Genomic DNA, 16,577 nt, shown 5'->3' with positions numbered 1-16,577 from the left:
GGCTGCGCTTCGGGCCGGATCCCCGAACTCGCGAAAAGTGATCGGCTTCACTGGTGCATTTGTCCGAACCGGTGGTAGCTTCCTCGCGTCCGGTCGGGGGTCGATACACAGGGGGACGCGGTGGCGTCGCGGTTCGTGCGTACGGGTTTTGCGCTGGCTGTCGCTGCGGCGCTGGGGGTCTCGGGTTGCTCGGAGGCGACGAGCGTGTCCGTCGTCGACGACCCGAGGCTCGAGGCGGAGTTCGAATCGGTGCTCGTCTCCGGACGGTCCCGAACACTCGGGGAGGTCGCGGCCGCAGCGGGTGTCGAGTCGTGGGACCGGATGTACTACTTCCGTGTCCCGGTGTTGATGAGCGAACTCAACCGCGTGATGCACACCCCGGGAACCACCTGGCGGAACATGCCGGGATCCGATGCCGAAGGGCTCATCGTCTTCGTCTCGGAAGGGCAGATCGTGCGCGCGGTCGCCGACCGTGAGCCGCCACTGTACCTGAGCGGTTTCGCGACCTCCGATTCGTACGTCACCCCCGATGAACTCGCCGGCATGCCTCGTCTCGCGGTCGAGTCGAGGGGGCGCTGACCCGGCAGCTGCCACCCGGCTGCCCCGTATGTCCGCCTTCGGGTAGTTTGCTCGCAACAACGAGTAGTGAATTTCTTTCCCGAAGAGGTGTGGGGTGGCACGGGTAATCGCGACGATCAACCTGAAGGGTGGTGTCGGCAAGACCACGACGACGGCCGCTCTGGGCGAGTTCATGGCGGCGGAGTTCGGACAGCGGGTGCTCATGATCGATCTCGACCCGCAGACCAATCTCACCACCATGATGGTGGGGGAGGAACGCTGGGAAGAACTGAACGAGCTCGGTCTGACCCTTGCGACGCTCTTCGAGAAGGCGATCAAGCCCGACGCCGACGCGTTCGACATCGAGAAAGCCGTCCAGAAGAACGTCTCACCCGTGCGTGCGGTCCGTGATCTCGACCTGCTCGCGTCGTCCCTGGATCTCATGGACATCCAGGAGGGTCTCACCCATCAGCAGTACGCCGATCCCGGCTCACACCGTCCCGTCGAAGTGCTGCTCTCCGCTATCCGGCCCATCGCCGACCGGTACGACTACATCCTGATCGACTGCCCGCCGAATCTCGGGATCCTCACCCTCAACGGCTTGCGTCTCGCCGACGGTTATCTCATCCCCACGATTCCCGACATCCTGTCCACCTACGGAATTCCGCCGCTGCAGACGAAGATCCAGGAATTCGCGACGCGGACCGGACACACGGTGCGGGAGATCGGTCTCGTCATCACGAAGTACCGCAGTGCCTCGAACCTGCACCGCACGATCATCGAACAGCTCCAGCGCGACCCCCGGATCGCGAACGTCGTTCCCGCCTGGGTGCCCGAGGCCAACCAGATCGCGGCGTCCGCCGAGTTCGTGCCCTACGGCACGCTCAAGCGCAAGTACGGCAACACCGGTCAGTACGACGCACTGCGAATCCTCACCGAGACGATCATGATGAATGCGCAGGTGTACTTGTGACGAATCCCGGCACCGACACCGACATGGCACAGGCGCGTCTGCGGGTGCGCATCGGTGAGGCGAGCTCGGCGTTGCTCCGTCTCGACGAGGCGGCACCCGGCACGGCCGGCGCGCTCGTCGCTCTCGTCCAGGTGATCGCCGACGAGGCCGCACGCACGCCCCGCTTCGCGAAGGCACTCGCGGGAGCGCTCTCGGTCACCGCAGACCCGAGTGCCCCGACACCCGTTGCCGCTCCCGCTCCTGCTGCGCGCCCCGCCGCGGCCCGGACGTCTGCGCGTCGCAGCCGTCGCGCACCCGGGGCCTTCGACCCGTTCGTGGTGTTCCGCGAGAGCGGGGAGGCGACTCTGCGGGAGCAGCTGTCGACCCTCGGGGTCGAACAACTCAAGGACATCATCGCCGAGCACGCCATGGACTACGACAAACTCGCGATGCGCTGGCGTACCCCCTCCAAGCTGCAGGACCGCATCGTCGAACGGGTCAAGGCGCTCACCACGAAGGGTGATGCTTTCCGGTGATCGGTCACAGACGGTTCTTCTTCTGCTTTTAGCAACGTATGGTCGCACCATGCCTCCGGTCTCGACGAGACCGCGCAGGCGTGGGCACACCGAGCGTCGATCCCGACTCGCTGCTCGATGTGCGCACCGAGAAGAGGAGTCGATATGGGGGACATCGTTCGACAGGGAGTCGTGGCCTTCCTGGCCGAGGTTCTGGCGCGCGGCGGCCGGGCCGAGCCGATCCCCGGACAGCGGGACGTTCGCGTACAGGGCGCGGACGGATCCGAACGTGTGGTGCGGGTGTGCTCGACGGCGAGCGATCCGTGGCTCGCGCGACGCCGCGACGGAGTTCCCGCCGCCGACGGCGCAGGCGTGTCGCACTGGGTGTTCGTCGATCTCGCACCCGTGGTACCGGAGTTCTACGTGGTGGACGCGGACGACATCGAAGCGGGGATCGAGGAGGAGGTCGCGCTCTGGCTCGCCGACCGGCCCGGCCGCACCCCGACCGGCAGCCACCCCATCCAGCGCAGCAATGTCGTTCACGGTCACGATCATTGGGATCTGCTCGGTCTCGACACCGTCAAGGATCCCGACCACGACGCGGCGCCGGTGCCGGCAGCGCGGGTCCGCGCCGAACGTCCGGCCGTACGTACGGTCGCGGAACCCGAGGTCGTCGACGAGCGGCGCGCAGTGGTGGCGGACATCGGCGGGTATCGCGTGCAGGGGCGCCTCGATCCGGCCTCAGGGACGCTCGAGATCACCCGGGGACCGATGGAGGGGCGCCGGTTCCCGGACGCCGTGACAGCCGCACGTGCGCTCGTCACCTTCTTCGACGACCACGAGACCGTCCCCGACGGCGACACCTTCTGGCGGAGCGAGATCCTCAGGTGAGAACGCACTCCCGATAGCGACTTCGACGAGCGCTGAGACAGCAGAGCGCGAAACGGTCGTCGGAGCGCGAAAAATCCCGCGCCGACGACCGTTTCGCGCTCCGCGGCGTCAGGCCACGACGTACTTCTCGTTCTCGCGGACCCACAGCACGCCGTCGCCCGCTGTGGGTCCTTCCTTCTCGAGTGCGCGCTTGAGGATCTTGTTGGTGGCGGTCGTGGGCAGATCCGCCGCGATCCGTACGTATCTCGGCCACGCCTTGGGGGAGAGGTCCGCCTGCTCCGAGAGGAACTTCTCGAATTCCTCGGGGACGAGCGACGTCTCGTCGCGCAGTACGATCGCGGTCATGACCTGATCGCCCACGTGTTCGTCGGGCACACCGTAGACGGCGACGCGACTCAGCTGAGGCAGCCGTTGGAGGATCCGTTCGATGGGGGCGGCGGCGAGGTTCTCACCGTCCACGCGCATCCAGTCGGCGGTGCGGCCGGCGAGGTAGATCCAGCCGTCCGCGTCCTTGTAGGCGAGATCGCCCGACCAGAACATGCCACCCCGCAGACACTCGTCGGTGGCTGCCTTGTCGTTGTAGTAACCGGTGAAGAATCCGGCGCCCTGCGTGTTCACGAGTTGACCGACGGCCTTGTCGGCATTGACCAAGGCGCCGTTGTCGTCGAACTCCGCGTGGGCGCACGGAGTGAGGGTTTCCGGATCGTAGACGTCCACACCCGGCAGTCCTCGGCCGATCGATCCGGGTGGGGTGCCCGGGTCACGGGTGATGATCACCGCAGCCTCGGTCGACCCGAAACCGTCCCAGACGGTGCAGTCGAAGCGCCGGCCGAACTCCTCGATGTCGCGGTCGGTGGCCTCGTTGCCGAACGCCACCCGGAGCGGGTTGTCGGCGTCATCGGGTCGTTCGACGGTCGCGAGGATGTAGGCGAGGGGCTTGCCGACGTAGTTCATGTAGGTCGCGCCGTAGCGGCGCACGTCGTCGAGGAAGTGCGAGGCGGAGAACGACGCCGGTGCCATCGCCGCGCCGCTGCACAGCGACACGCACCACCCGGCGAGAATGGCGTTGGAGTGGAACAACGGCATCGACAGGTAGACGACGTCGTCGCTTGTGATCGAGAACCGCGGGACGAGCGTGCTGCCCGAGAACAACACCATCATGTGGGCGAGCATCACCGGCTTCGGATCTCCGCTCGTTCCCGAGGTGAAGATCAGCATGAACGGATCGGTCGGCCCGACCTCCCGGTACGGCTCGAGCGGACCGGCCCCGTCGACGAGCGCCCGCCACTCGGGGCTCGCGACGTCGAAGACGGTGACGTCGCCGAGATCCAGGCCGTCGAGCAGAGGGGCGTGCTCGGCGTCGGTCAGCAGGATCTGGCAGTCCGCCCGCAGGATGTCGCGGGCCAGACCCTCACCGCGTCGGGTGTTGTTGATACCGACGAGCGGGAACCCCGCGAGCCCGGCCCCTGCGATCGCATGGAGGAAGGCGGGGGTGTTGCCGAGCAGCGCACCGACGTGCACCGGCCGGTCGCGGTCCATCAGCGACAGCAGTGCCGCCGCCTGAGCGGACGCCTCCTGCAGGTGCTCGCGCCAGGTCCACCTGCCGGTGTCGTGGACGATGGCCGCGGTGTCGTTCTCGAGCAGGTCGCGGAGTGACTGCTGGACGGTCTCTGCCATGGCTACCTCGGATTCGCGAAGGGAAGGGATCGGCGAAGACGGATCCCTCGGGGTTACTGCGCAGCGAGATGTCGGGTCAGGAAGTGGATCTGATGCTCGACGGCCCGGTCGAACCAGTCCTTGCCGGGCCAGACGTCGAAGTGGTCGCACGGATAGTGACGCACCTCGGCGCGAGCGCGGAAGGCTGCACGCGCCGCGGCGTGCGGGGGAGCGCTGCGATCGAAGTCCGCGATCTGCACGAGGACGGGACATGCGACGGACGACGCGTGTCGCGCGGGACGGTAGGTGCCGAGCGACAGCACGACGTCGGCGTCGATCTCGTTGCGCCAGGTCGGGCCGGCCAGGGAGAGATAGTCCTCGTGGTAGCCGTCCAGTGACAGGGCGGCGACCGTGCCGGGTGGTCCCACGATCGGGATGGTGGTCGACGAGCGCCGCGCAATCGATCCCACCCGGCTGCGGAGACCTGTCGCCGTCGAGCGGGCGAGCGCAGAGGGCGCGTGATGCCGTGCGGCGAGAACCCCCGCGGCCGGTCCGTCGACGAGAGGTGTCATGGACACGACGGCCGCGACGTCCCGGTCCTGGGCCGCGACGGACAGGACGTGGCCGCCCGACAACGACACGCCCCACAGCACGGCGCGACGGGCATCGGCGCCGTCCAGTCGCCGGGCGGTCGCGACGGCTGCGCGGTAGTCGGCGATCTGTCCCGCGACGTCGACGCGTTGACGGTCGGAGCCTCCGGACTCGCCGAATCCGCGGTAGTCGAAGGCGAGCACGTGCATGCCCGCGGCGGCGAGCCGTTCGGCGAACGGGACGAGCCCGGAGTCCTTCGTCCCGCCCAGACCGTGGGCCATGACCACGACCGGTGCCCCGTCGGTGCTGTCGAGAACGTCGGAGCCGGGAGTGAAGTGCCAGGCGTGGACCGTCTCGCCCTCGGAGGGGAAGGTCAGTGAACGCGGGTGCACGAGGCGTCCTCCTTCGATGCCCGGCCGGCGCGGGCGATTCCGGCGGGTATCTCGCGCGTCCGGATGTCGAACTCGTAGGCGAAATAGTCGAGCTGTTGCGTGTGGCGGGGACGGTCGAGCATGTGCCCGGTGAACTTGCGCTGGTCCTCGACGATGATGCGGTGCATCTCGTCCTCGGGCGGAAGTGCGTAGCGGCCGATCGCATAGGCCGCGATCAGTCGCGCCTGGCATTCGACGAACGGGAACAGGGTGGGCGTGGCCTGAGCGAAACCGGCGAACGCGAGGTCGGGGATGCCCGGTGCGAAGATCCGCTTGTACAGCGCGATGTGGTTGTCGGGAGCGCTGATGAACTCCGGATCGAAGAACGGGAAGGTGATGTTGTAGCCGGTCGCGTAGATGACAACGTCGAACTCCGCCGACGTACCGTCCACGAAGCGGACCGTGTGGTCGTCGAACCGTTCGATGTCGGGTTTCGCGACGATGTCGCCCGAGCCGAGGCGGAGCGGCAGTTCCACCGACTGCGTGGGGTGCGCCTCGAAGAACTTGTGGTTCGGAGTGGGCAGCCCGTACCGCTCGGGACGTCCCGACAGCAGCGGCTGGCCCCACTGCGCGATCTTCCGCTGCCACGACATCGGTATGTAGGGGACGGTGCGGTAGAACTTGTCCGCCGGCCGGCCCGCGATGTACTTCGGAACGATCCACGCGCTCGACCGGGTCGACAGCGTCACCTCGGTCTGCAACGCCTTGGACGACAGCTCCACGGCGATGTCGGCTGCGCTGTTGCCGAGCCCCACCACGAGGATGCGCTTGCCCGCGAAGTCCATCGGGGTGCGCGGGTCGATGTAGTGGTGGGAGTGGAGCGACTCGCCGGCGAAGTGCCCGGGGAACTTCGGCACACGGGGATCCCAGTGGTGACCGTTGGCGACGACGAGGAACTCGAACGCGCGCGTGCTGCCGTCCTCGAGATCGAGCTCCCACCCGCCTTCGGACCGTCGCCGCGCGTGGCGGACGCCGTTGCGGAACTCGATGTTCCCCCGCAGACCGAAGGCGTCGGTGTAGCCGTCGAGATACTCCTTGATCTGTGTGTGGTGCGGGAAGTCGGGATAGGACTGCGGCATCGGGTAGTCCTTGAACGACAGCTGGTGCTTCGACGTGTCGATGTGCAGCGATCGGTAGGCGCTGCTGTGGCCGTTGGGATTGCCGAACGCCCAGTTGCCGCCGATGCGATCGGAGCTCTCGAAACAGGTGTAGGGCACCCCGTAGTCGCACAGCATCTTTCCGGCGGTCAACCCGCTGATACCGGCGCCGATGACCGCGGTGGTAGGTGCCGACATGGTGTCCCTTCGAGGCTGCGATGCAGGTGCTCGGAGCGATTTCCTGCAGTGACGACGGTCACAATGTAGAACACGTTCTCTTCCGTGTACACGGGTTGTTCCGGTCGCCCGTCGTCGCGTCGCAATTCGGTCCGCGAACCCGGTGCGCGTGTGAGGTGGAACGCCTACTCTGAGTTCACCTGCAGCATCGCGGGTGGTGATCGCCGCGCGCCGTCGATCCCGTCCGCGCCGCACCGTTGTCGCCTCACGGCGGCTCGAGGAGGCCCGATGAACGCGGTTGTCGCTCCCGTCAAGCCCACGCGGCCGTATCCGCCGCGGTTCCACTCCAAGGGTGCCGTCCTCTACGACCTGATCACCACGACGGATCCGAAGAAGCTCGGGCTGATGTACATCTTCACATCGTTCGCGTTCTTCCTGTTCGGTGGTCTGCTCGCTCTGCTGATGCGCGCGGAGCTGGCGGTGCCCGGCCTGCAGTTCCTGTCGAACGAGCAGTACAACCAGCTGTTCACCAACCACGGCGGCATCATGCTGCTGATGTACGCGACGCCGGTCGTCTTCGGTTTCGCGAACTACATCCTGCCGCTGCAGATCGGCGCCCCCGACGTCGCCTTCCCCCGTCTGAACGCCTTCAGCTACTGGCTGTTCCTCTTCGGCGCACTCACCGTGGCGTTCGGGTTCATCACCCCGGGTGGTGCCGCCGACTTCGGCTGGACGTCCTACATGCCGCTCGCCGACGAGATCCATTCCCCGGGTATCGGCGGCAATCTCTGGTTCCTCGGACTGGTCGTCATGGGTCTGGGCACCATCCTCGGCGGCGTCAACATGATCACCACCGTGGTGTGTATGCGCGCACCGGGCATGACCATGTTCCGGATGCCGATCTTCACGTGGAACATCTTCATCACGATGCTCCTCGTGCTCCTCGTCTTCCCCCTGCTCGCCGCGGCGTTCATGGGCGCCTTCGTCGACCGGGTGATCGGCGGGAACATCTACGATCCCGCCACCGGCGGCGTGATCCTGTTCCAGCACCTGTTCTGGTTCTTCGGTCACCCCGAGGTGTACGTCATCGCGCTGCCGTTCTTCGGCATCGTCTCGGAGATCTTCCCAGTCTTCTCGCGCAAGCCGATCTTCGGATACAGCGGCCTCGTCTACGCGACCATCGCCATCGCGGCGCTGTCCATCGCGGTGTGGGCGCACCACATGTACGCCACCGGCGCCGTGCTGCTGCCGTACTTCTCCTTCATGACCTTCCTGATCGCGGTGCCGACCGGTGTGAAGTTCTTCAACTGGATCGGCACGATGTGGAAGGGTCAGATCACCTTCGAGACGCCGATGCTCTTCGCGGTGGGCTTCATCGTGACCTTCCTCTTCGGTGGTCTGACCGGTGTCATCCTGGCGAGCCCGCCGCTGGACTTCCACCTGCACGACTCGTACTTCGTGGTGGCGCACTTCCACTACGTGCTTTTCGGCACCATCGTGTTCGCGACCTACGCCGGCATCTACTTCTGGTTCCCGAAGATGACCGGCAGGTTGATGGACGAGCAGCTCGGCCGCTGGCACTTCTGGCTGACCTTCATCGGCTTCCACACCACCTTCCTGGTGCAGCACTGGCTCGGTAACGAAGGCATGCCGCGTCGTTACGCCGACTACCTGCCGTCCGACGGGTTCACCACCTTGAACACGATCTCGTCGATCGGGGCCTTCGTCGTGGGCGCGTCGACGCTGCCGTTCGTGTGGAACGTCTTCAAGAGCTACCGTTACGGCCAGGTCGTCACGGTCGACGATCCATGGGGCTACGGCAACTCGCTCGAATGGGCGACGACCTGCCCGCCGCCGCGGCACAACTTCTACGAGCTGCCGCGGATCCGCTCGGAGCGTCCCGCCTTCGAACTGCACTATCCCGACATGGTCGAGCGGATGCGAGCCGAGGCGCACGTGGGTCCCGGTAGCGACAAGCACGAGGTGAATGTGCTCGAGGGCGCCGACCGCACGCCGGGCGACCTTCCGCGTGAGTGATCGACACGTGTAGAACCGCCGATCGAACGCACCCGCCGAGGGACGGAGCCGAGCGAACATGACCGGAATCGAACCCGGCGGGAGCCTGCCCGCCGAGGTGGACGTCCTGATCGTCGGCGCCGGTATCTCCGGCATCGGCACGGCCTACCACCTGAAGACGAAGAGACCGGGGACGAGCTTCGCGATCGTCGAGGCGCGCGACACGCTCGGCGGCACGTGGGACCTGTTCCGATATCCCGGCGTGCGCTCCGACTCCGATCTGCACACCCTCGCGTACGAGTTCAAGCCGTGGCGGAAGAAGCACGCGTATGCCGGAGGTAGCGAGATCCTCGGCTATCTCCACGAGACGGTGGACGAGCACGGACTGCGTCCCTATCTGCACCTCGGGCACCGCGTCGTCGGCGCGTCGTTCTCGTCCGATACCGGCAGGTGGACGGTCACGCTCCTGCGCACGAGCGACGACACCACGCTCACGGTGACCTGCTCGTTCTTCTTCTCCGCGACCGGCTACTACGACTACGACGAGGGGTACAGCCCGGAGTTCGAGGGCAGCGACGACTTCCGCGGCACGATCGTCCATCCCCAGCACTGGCCCGAGGATCTCGACTGTGCGGGCAAGCGCGTCGTCGTCATCGGCAGCGGCGCCACCGCGGTGACGCTCATTCCGGCGCTGGCCGGGGTCGCCGAGCATGTGACGATGCTGCAGCGTTCCCCGTCCTACGTCCTGGGATGGCCGAAGGAGAACAAGGTCGCCAACGCGTTGCGAAGTGCTCTCCCGACATCGGCGGCCGACCGCGTCGTCCGCTCCCTGAGCATCCGTCTGCTGCACGAGATGTACCGGACGAGCCGACGGGCGCCGAACCTCTTCCGTCGGCTGCTGCGTCTGCGGATGAACAGTGTGCTGCCCGACGACTATCCCGTCGACGTGCACTTCAACCCGTCCTACGATCCCTGGGATCAACGCCTGTGCGTCGCGACCGACAGCGATCTCTTCCATGCCATCGCCACCGGTGAGGCGTCGGTGGTCACCGATCGGATCGTCCGGTTCACACCCACGGGGATCGCCCTCGAATCGGGGCGCGAGATCGAGGTCGACGTCATCGTCACCGCGACCGGGCTGAAGATGGTGCCGTTCGGGCGGGTCGCACTCGACGTCGACGGCGTCCCGGTCGACTGGCACGAATGCATCACCTACAAGGCGTCGATGCTCACCGGCATACCCAACTTCGTCTTCGCTTTCGGCTACGCCAACTACTCGTGGACTCTCAAGGTCGACCTCACCGGACATTATCTGTGCCGGTTGCTCGACCACATGGACGACCACGGCTACGACGTCGTCACCCCGGTCTGCGACGATCCGACCGTTGGTGGGGGACCGTTCTGGGACCTCACGTCGAACTATCTCCGGCGATCGGCCGACGTGTTCCCCACGTCCGGGGAGGACGGCCCGTGGTCGATGGAGCAGAACTACTATCTCGACCGCAGACGGCTGCGCCGCGGACCGGTCGACGATCCCGCCCTGCGCTTCACGCGGGTGGCCGAGACGACGGGGCCATCGAGCCCAGCAGGTCGCCGGGAACCCCCACCACGAGTGCCCGAGCAGCGCTCGTCACTGCCGCAACGTCGCTGACACCGAGAACCGTCAGTGACGCCGTCGCGAGCGCCTCGGGTAGCCCGGCATCGACGTCTCCGTCGTCGGCCCGCATGCCGATGACCGATTCGACGATCCGGAACGGCAGGTGCGCGCGGGGATCGCCGTCGCCGACGATCTGCGTCGCGAGACTTCGGTAGCGCTCCATCAGTTGCCGGCGCTCGTCCCGGAACCTGTCGAACGGCTCGGTGCGAATCTCCGGAAGATGGTACAGGGCACCGAGATTCCATCGGCCCGCGGATAATTGGGCCGTGTCGAACCAGGCGAGTGCGCACAGGCGCACCTCGGGCGGCAGCGCGTCGTCGAGATTGTCGTCGAAGTCGAGGGTCGGTTCGACGGTGTCCTCGAGCAATGCCACGAGGATGTCGTTCTTCGTCGCGAAGTGGTTGTACAGCGATGCCTGTCGGATCCCCACCGCCTCGGCGATCGTGCGTGTCGACGTGGGGGAGAACCCGCGGGTGGTGAACAGCTCCGCGGCGGCGTCGAGGATCTCGGCACGCGCGGTCGGTCCGGGCCGTCGCGGCGCGTGGAGGCGGGGGCGTCCTGGTCCTGCATGGGTCACCCCTCCACTGTGACACGACGAAAGACGCTGCAGCACCACGGTCTTCGGGCGTGAAGTTTTCGTCACACGGACGAAACACACGTCACGGACTCGTTACGCCGTGGACATTCCCCGAAGATGCGCGATCGGAAAACTGTCGATCGACAGTTTCCCCGACCGCCGATCGGAGCACCATGACCGAGACCCTCGCGACCGCCACCACGCACGCTGCTCGCGCCCATGCCCGAGCGCAGGCAGGAACCGTCACCGACGCCATGCCGATCGTCCCGGCATCCTCGTGGCCGGCTCCGCCCAGCGGTCGCGCGGCGTCGATGACCTGGGCCGAGACTGTTCCCGGTGGCCGTTACACCAGCAAGGTCCTCGCCCGCGGCACCCGCCTGCGCCTGCGGGACGTCCACGGCTCCGCCTGCGCCAACCTCCTGTTGTTCCGCGCCGACGCCCCGCACGAGCGGCTCAACGTCGCCGACACGGTGAAGGTGCCGTGGCAGGCCTATCTCGGTGTCGGGCACCCACTGCTCTCCGATCAGGGCCGCGTGCTCGCCACGATCGTCGCCGACACCTCCGGTCGCCACGACGCGCTGTGCGGCACGACCCACCTCGCGGGGAACACCGCGAAATACGGTGAGGGATCGCTCCATTCGAGTTCTCCTGCGGGTCGTGAACTGTTCACGGTCGCCGCGGCCAAGCACGACCTGCAGCCGCGCGACCTGCCGCCCTCGCTGTCCTTCTTCCACGGCGTCCGCGTCGAGAAGGACGGCAGCCTCGTCAGCACCGGCAACGCCGGTCCGGGCGCCGTCGTCGACCTGCTGATCCACTTGCCGGTCATCGCGTTGATCGCCAACACCGCACACCCGCTCGACCCGAACCCCGAGTTCACCACCGGCAGCCTCGAAGTCCTCGCCTGGCGGGCGCCCGGCGAACTGAACTCGCTGCCGAACACCGACCCCGAATACCAGCGCGCCGTGCTCAACACCGACGACGCCTGGGCCGCCGCCACGTCCGAAACGGAGATCCGCCGATGACCATCACCGCCGACACCGCAGACCTCGCCCTCGTTCCCGGTCGCGTTGTCCTCGACGAGATCGTCGGACTCCGCGGCCCCTGGTCGGCCGTCGTCGCCGCCGGCGACATCCTCACCATCGTCGACCTGCACGGCAACCAGGCCGTCGACACCCTCGTCTACGACGCCGCCGACCACACCCGCCGCTACAGCGCCGCAGCCACCGTCGCCGCCCAGCAGAACCTCTTCATCTCCACCGGTTCGGTTCTGCGCGATGCCGACGGTGAGCCGCTGATGACGCTCGTCGCCGACGAGGTGGGCAGCCACGACACCGTCGGCGGTGCGTGCTCGCAGGAGTCCAACACTCTGCGCTACGGCCACCACACCAAGCACCAGCACGCCTGCGTCGAGAACTTCCTCATCGAGGGCGCCAAGTGGGGACTCGGCAAGCGCGACCTCGTCTCCAACATCAACTTCTTCATGAACGTGCCGGTCGAGGCCGACGGCACCCTCGGCATCGTCGACGGTCTGTCCGCACCCGGCAAGCGACTCGCGATCCGCGCCGAGCGCGACGTGCTCGTCCTCGTCTCCAACTGCCCCCAGATCAACAACCCGTGCAACGGTTTCGACCCCACGCCGGTCCGCATGATCGTCACCCGCGGGGAATGAGGTAGTCATGACCACCAAGATCACCGTCGAACGTCCCGGAATGCTCACCACCGTCCAGGACTATCCCGGACGCACCGGTTACTGGCAGATCGGCGTGCCACCCTCCGGCCCGATGGACGACCTGTCGTTCCGCCTCGGCAATGTCGCCCTCGGCAACGACGAGGGCGCTCCCGGCCTCGAGACCGCCATGGCCGGCCCCGCCCTGCGGTTCACGGAGAAGACCGAGGTGTGCGTGACGGGCGCACCCGTCACCGTGCGCGTCGACGGAGTCGTCGTCCCGCAGTGGCGCCCCGTCACCGTTCCGGCGGGGGGCCTGCTCGACGTCGGAGCGGTCTCCGGGCCGGGCCTGCGCGTCTACGTCCTCGTTCGCGGTGGTCTCGACGTCCCTGAATTCCTCGGCAGCGCATCGACCTTCACACTCGGCACGTTCGGTGGTCACGAAGGCCGCACGCTGCGCGAGGGTGACGTCCTCGTCGTGGGGGAGAACGCTCCCGGTACGAGTGCGCCGGTCCCGTCCGAGCACGTGCCCGCACTGAGCACGCGCTGGGAGATCGCGGTCACCGAAGGTCCGCACGGCGCACCGGAATTCTTCACCCGCGCCGACATCGACGCCCTCTACGCCACCGACTACGAGGTGCACTTCAACTCCGACCGCACCGGCGTGCGGCTCATCGGCCCCAAGCCCGAATGGGCACGCACCGACGGCGGCGAAGCGGGCCTGCACCCGTCGAACATCCACGACAACGCGTATTCCGTCGGCGCACTCGACTTCACCGGCGACACACCGATCCTGCTCGGTCCCGACGGTCCCAGCCTCGGCGGGTTCGTGTGCCCCGTGACCGTCGTGGCCGCCGACCGCTGGAAGCTCGGCCAGCTCGCTCCTGGCAACACGGTCCGGTTCGTGCCCGTGAAGTCCGAGCACACTGCCTCCCGTCGCGAACTGGGTGTCGCGCGTCGCGCCGGACTGTCCCTGGTCACCTCGGCCGGCGGCGACGGCGACGACGGGGTGCTCACCCGCCGCGACGGCCACACCGCCGTCACCTACCGCCGCAGCGGCGACGACAACGTCCTCGTCGAGTACGGCGACATGACCCTCGACCTGGCGCTGCGGGCCCGCGTGCACGCGCTGCACCAGCGCCTCGAAGCAGACCGTCCCATCGGTCTCCTCGAACTCACCCCGGGTATCCGGTCGCTGCAGGTCAAGGTCGACCCCGACGTCCTGTCCGTGCCGACCCTGCTCGGCCTGCTCGGCGAGGTCGAGGACACCATCGGCGACAGCGACGAACTCGAGGTCCCCAGCCGACAGGTGCGCTTGCCACTGTCCTGGGACGACCCCGCCACCCGCGAGGCCATCCAGCGCTACATGCACGGTGTGCGTTCCGACGCCCCGTGGTGCCCGTGGAACATCGAGTTCATCCGCCGCATGAACGGCCTCGACACCGTCGCGGACGTGTTCGACACCGTTTTCGCCGCCGACTACATGGTCCTCGGTCTCGGCGACGTCTACCTCGGCGCCCCGGTCGCGACGCCGCTCGACCCGCGGCACCGCCTCGTCACCACCAAGTACAACCCCGCCCGCACCTGGACACCGGAGAACGCCGTGGGCATCGGCGGCGCCTACCTGTGCATCTACGGTATGGAGGGCCCCGGCGGCTACCAGTTCGTCGGCCGCACCACCCAGGTGTGGAATCACCGGCACCCGCAGCCGGCCGGACCGTTCGAGGACGGCACCCCGTGGCTGCTGCGCTTCTTCGACCGCATCTCCTGGTACCCCGTCGACCCCGACGAACTGCTCGATCTGCGAGCAGATCTCGCCGCGGGTCGCGGTGGGGGAGTGGAGATCACCGACGGCACCTTCTCCCTCGCCGCGCACCGGAAGTTCCTCGCGGACAACGCTGCTTCGATCAGCGAGTTCCAGGCGACGCAGTCCGTCGCCTTCGGCCAGGAGCGCGCGCGGTGGAAGGCGAACGGCGTATGACGGTCGCCGAACGGATCCGTCCGGTGGGAACCCAGTTCGAGCGAACACTGTTGGCTCGGCCGGGAGCCATCCCGGACACCACCACCCGCGTCACGTGGCTGCAGGGTGAGCGGTTGTACTGCGACCTGCGACGACCGGCGACACTACCGACGGTGACGGCTCCTGCCCTCGCCGAGATGGAGATCGACGACCTCGTCGCTCTCGCGAGCCAGGACGGATTCGCCGGCCGCCTGCTCGACAGCAGCGACCATGTCGAATGGGAACGGGCCGTGTCGTTCCATCCGCTCGGACCGACGCCCGATGCCGGCACCCTGGCGACCCTCGACGCCGACACGCTCGTCGAACACGGTGTGTTCGAGGAGTACACCGAGCACTGGCGCATCGTGGATGTCTCGCCCGACATCGAGGAGTATCTCCTCGAGGACGTCGAGACCGGAGCTACCGCAGTGCTCGTGCGGGTCGGAGAGTGCTTCGCGTTCGGACGTGGTCGCGATCGTGCGATCGGATCCGAACCGCTGGTCGAGCAGATCCTCGGCGCAGCGACGGTGTCGGATGCCCGAGCGTTGCTGGACTGCGAGATCGCGGTGGGCCGCATCGAGGACGACCGGTGGACCATCGCCGCATCGACCCTTCCGTTCCGAGCCGGAAGCAAACTCCAGCCAGTCTTCGGTCACGAGATCCGTACCCGAGACACAGCATTCGACGGAACGCCCGTCACCCGGCGATGGCGTTCGGTCGACCCGACCCCGAGGAGCGACGCATGACGTTCACGAGCATTCCCGTCGTCGATGTGCATGCACTGGTGTCCGGCGATGAAATCGGACGCGACGCCGTCGTCGCCGAACTCGGGCGCGCCGCACGAGAAGTCGGCTTCGCGCAGATCGTCGGACACGGTGTCGATCCCACCCTCGTCGGCGGATTGAAGGACGCGGCCGAACGCTTCTTCGCTCTTCCCGACAAAGCGAAAATGGATGTGTACATCGGCAATTCCACGAACCACCGCGGCTATGTGCCGCCCGGTGAGGAAGTGTTCGCCGGTGCCACGCCGGACCACAAGGAAGCGTTCGACCTGTCGATCGACCTTCCCTCCGATCATCCCGAATATGTCGCCGGCAATCCGCTGCTCGGCCCGAACCAGTGGCCCGACCTGCCGGACTTCGACAAGCCCGCGAATGCATACTACGAAGCCGTCTTCGCTCTGGGTCGTGTGTTGTTGCGCGCCTTCGCCGAAACGCTCGGCGAGTCGGCGGATCGGTTCGACCGCTATGTGACCACGCCGCCTGCTCAACTTCGAATGATCCACTATCCCTACGATCCCGACGCCTCGGACCGTCCCGGCATCGGTGCCCACACCGACTACGAGGTGTTCACTCTTCTGCTCCCAACGGCACCGGGACTCGAGGTCCTCAACGCCGACGGCGACTGGATCGACGTGCCCTACCGCGACGATGCCTTCGTCCTGAATATCGGTGACCTGCTGGAGATCTGGACCAACGGAGTATTTACAGCGACGTCACATCGGGTGCGTAAGGTTGCCGAGGAACGTTACTCGTTCCCCTTGTTCTTCAACGTCGACCACGACACCCGGGTCGAGCCGCTGGAGAGGTTCGTCGACGCCGACGGACCGCGCTACGGCGGAGTCACTGCCGGCGAGCACCTGTTCGCCCAGACGGCCCAGAGCTTCACCTATCTCCGCAAGCGGCTCGCCGCGGGCGAGATCACCCTTCCCGACAATGCACGCCCCCTCTACTCGCTCGGACGCGAAGCCCAACGCAGCGCTCCTGCCGTCTGACCTTCTCCATACGGAGCTGC

At 67.0% G+C, this 16,577-nt stretch carries 15 protein-coding genes; 11 read left to right on the top strand and 4 right to left on the bottom strand.

Annotated features, from left to right (window positions below):
• The first annotated feature begins 135 nt into the window (after positions 1-135).
• From ACWPOC_RS08025 to ACWPOC_RS08010, 4 genes are all read left to right on the top strand, one after another.
• Complete coding sequence (locus tag ACWPOC_RS08025) at positions 136-579, top strand: hypothetical protein (protein WP_455408386.1); 444 nt, start codon at positions 136-138, stop codon at positions 577-579.
• A gap of 94 nt (positions 580-673) precedes the next feature.
• Entirely contained in the window at positions 674-1,531 is an 858-nt protein-coding gene (locus ACWPOC_RS08020) for an AAA family ATPase (RefSeq protein ID WP_120281943.1), read from the top strand.
• Positions 1,528-2,046: a hypothetical protein gene (locus tag ACWPOC_RS08015; protein ID WP_455408385.1), complete on the top strand. Its 519-nt coding sequence runs from the start codon at positions 1,528-1,530 to the stop codon at positions 2,044-2,046. The genes ACWPOC_RS08020 and ACWPOC_RS08015 overlap by 4 nt, the downstream gene beginning before the upstream one ends.
• A gap of 144 nt (positions 2,047-2,190) precedes the next feature.
• Positions 2,191-2,916 (top strand): hypothetical protein, encoded by a 726-nt coding sequence (locus ACWPOC_RS08010; RefSeq protein ID WP_455408384.1) that lies wholly within the window; start codon positions 2,191-2,193, stop codon positions 2,914-2,916.
• 108 nt (positions 2,917-3,024) lie between these two features.
• On the opposite strand, the gene fadD1 is transcribed toward ACWPOC_RS08010, so the two are convergent.
• Genes fadD1 through ACWPOC_RS07995 form a run of 3 tightly spaced genes read right to left on the bottom strand, consistent with a single transcriptional unit; the run spans position 3,025 to position 6,889 of the window.
• The gene (gene fadD1 / locus ACWPOC_RS08005; protein ID WP_455408383.1) at positions 3,025-4,593 is read right to left on the bottom strand and encodes a fatty-acid--CoA ligase FadD1; all 1,569 of its coding nucleotides are present in this window, start codon (positions 4,591-4,593) and stop codon (positions 3,025-3,027) included.
• A 53-nt stretch (positions 4,594-4,646) separates the two neighbouring features.
• Positions 4,647-5,555, bottom strand: coding sequence for an alpha/beta hydrolase (locus tag ACWPOC_RS08000; RefSeq protein WP_455408382.1), 909 nt, complete (start codon positions 5,553-5,555; stop codon positions 4,647-4,649).
• Positions 5,537-6,889, bottom strand: coding sequence for a flavin-containing monooxygenase (locus ACWPOC_RS07995; protein ID WP_455408381.1), 1,353 nt, complete (start codon positions 6,887-6,889; stop codon positions 5,537-5,539). The genes ACWPOC_RS08000 and ACWPOC_RS07995 overlap by 19 nt, the downstream gene beginning before the upstream one ends.
• Before the next feature lie 267 nt (positions 6,890-7,156).
• Between ACWPOC_RS07995 and ctaD the strand changes: the two genes are divergently transcribed.
• Both ctaD and ACWPOC_RS07985 read left to right on the top strand, forming a co-directional pair.
• Positions 7,157-8,905: an aa3-type cytochrome oxidase subunit I gene (gene ctaD / locus ACWPOC_RS07990; RefSeq protein WP_455408380.1), complete on the top strand. Its 1,749-nt coding sequence runs from the start codon at positions 7,157-7,159 to the stop codon at positions 8,903-8,905.
• A 58-nt stretch (positions 8,906-8,963) separates the two neighbouring features.
• A complete protein-coding gene (locus ACWPOC_RS07985; RefSeq protein ID WP_455408379.1) occupies positions 8,964-10,535 on the top strand; it encodes a flavin-containing monooxygenase in 1,572 nt (523 codons plus the stop codon).
• Here ACWPOC_RS07985 and ACWPOC_RS07980 read toward each other — a convergent pair.
• Positions 10,432-11,118, bottom strand: coding sequence for a TetR/AcrR family transcriptional regulator (locus tag ACWPOC_RS07980; RefSeq protein ID WP_268655409.1), 687 nt, complete (start codon positions 11,116-11,118; stop codon positions 10,432-10,434). The genes ACWPOC_RS07985 and ACWPOC_RS07980 overlap by 104 nt on opposite strands.
• Positions 11,119-11,291: 173 nt before the next feature.
• Between ACWPOC_RS07980 and ACWPOC_RS07975 the strand changes: the two genes are divergently transcribed.
• The 5 genes from ACWPOC_RS07975 to ACWPOC_RS07955 are packed head-to-tail and all read left to right on the top strand — an operon-like array spanning position 11,292 to position 16,557.
• A complete protein-coding gene (locus tag ACWPOC_RS07975) occupies positions 11,292-12,140 on the top strand; it encodes an urea amidolyase associated protein UAAP1 (RefSeq protein WP_268655410.1) in 849 nt (282 codons plus the stop codon).
• The gene (locus ACWPOC_RS07970; RefSeq protein WP_455408378.1) at positions 12,137-12,787 is read left to right on the top strand and encodes an urea amidolyase associated protein UAAP2; all 651 of its coding nucleotides are present in this window, start codon (positions 12,137-12,139) and stop codon (positions 12,785-12,787) included. Before ACWPOC_RS07975 ends, ACWPOC_RS07970 begins: the two co-directional genes overlap by 4 nt.
• Before the next feature lie 7 nt (positions 12,788-12,794).
• Positions 12,795-14,765, top strand: a complete 1,971-nt coding sequence (locus tag ACWPOC_RS07965) for a 5-oxoprolinase/urea amidolyase family protein (protein ID WP_455408377.1) — start codon at positions 12,795-12,797, stop codon at positions 14,763-14,765.
• Positions 14,762-15,529, top strand: coding sequence for a hypothetical protein (locus tag ACWPOC_RS07960; RefSeq protein ID WP_455408376.1), 768 nt, complete (start codon positions 14,762-14,764; stop codon positions 15,527-15,529). The genes ACWPOC_RS07965 and ACWPOC_RS07960 overlap by 4 nt, the downstream gene beginning before the upstream one ends.
• A complete protein-coding gene (locus ACWPOC_RS07955; protein WP_455408375.1) occupies positions 15,526-16,557 on the top strand; it encodes an isopenicillin N synthase family dioxygenase in 1,032 nt (343 codons plus the stop codon). The genes ACWPOC_RS07960 and ACWPOC_RS07955 overlap by 4 nt, the downstream gene beginning before the upstream one ends.
• Positions 16,558-16,577 lie beyond the last annotated feature (20 nt).

It is taken from the genome of Rhodococcus sp. 5G237, assembly GCF_053764735.1.
The sequence above is the reverse complement of the archived record's forward strand: the minus strand, read 5'-3'. Positions and strand labels throughout refer to the sequence as shown.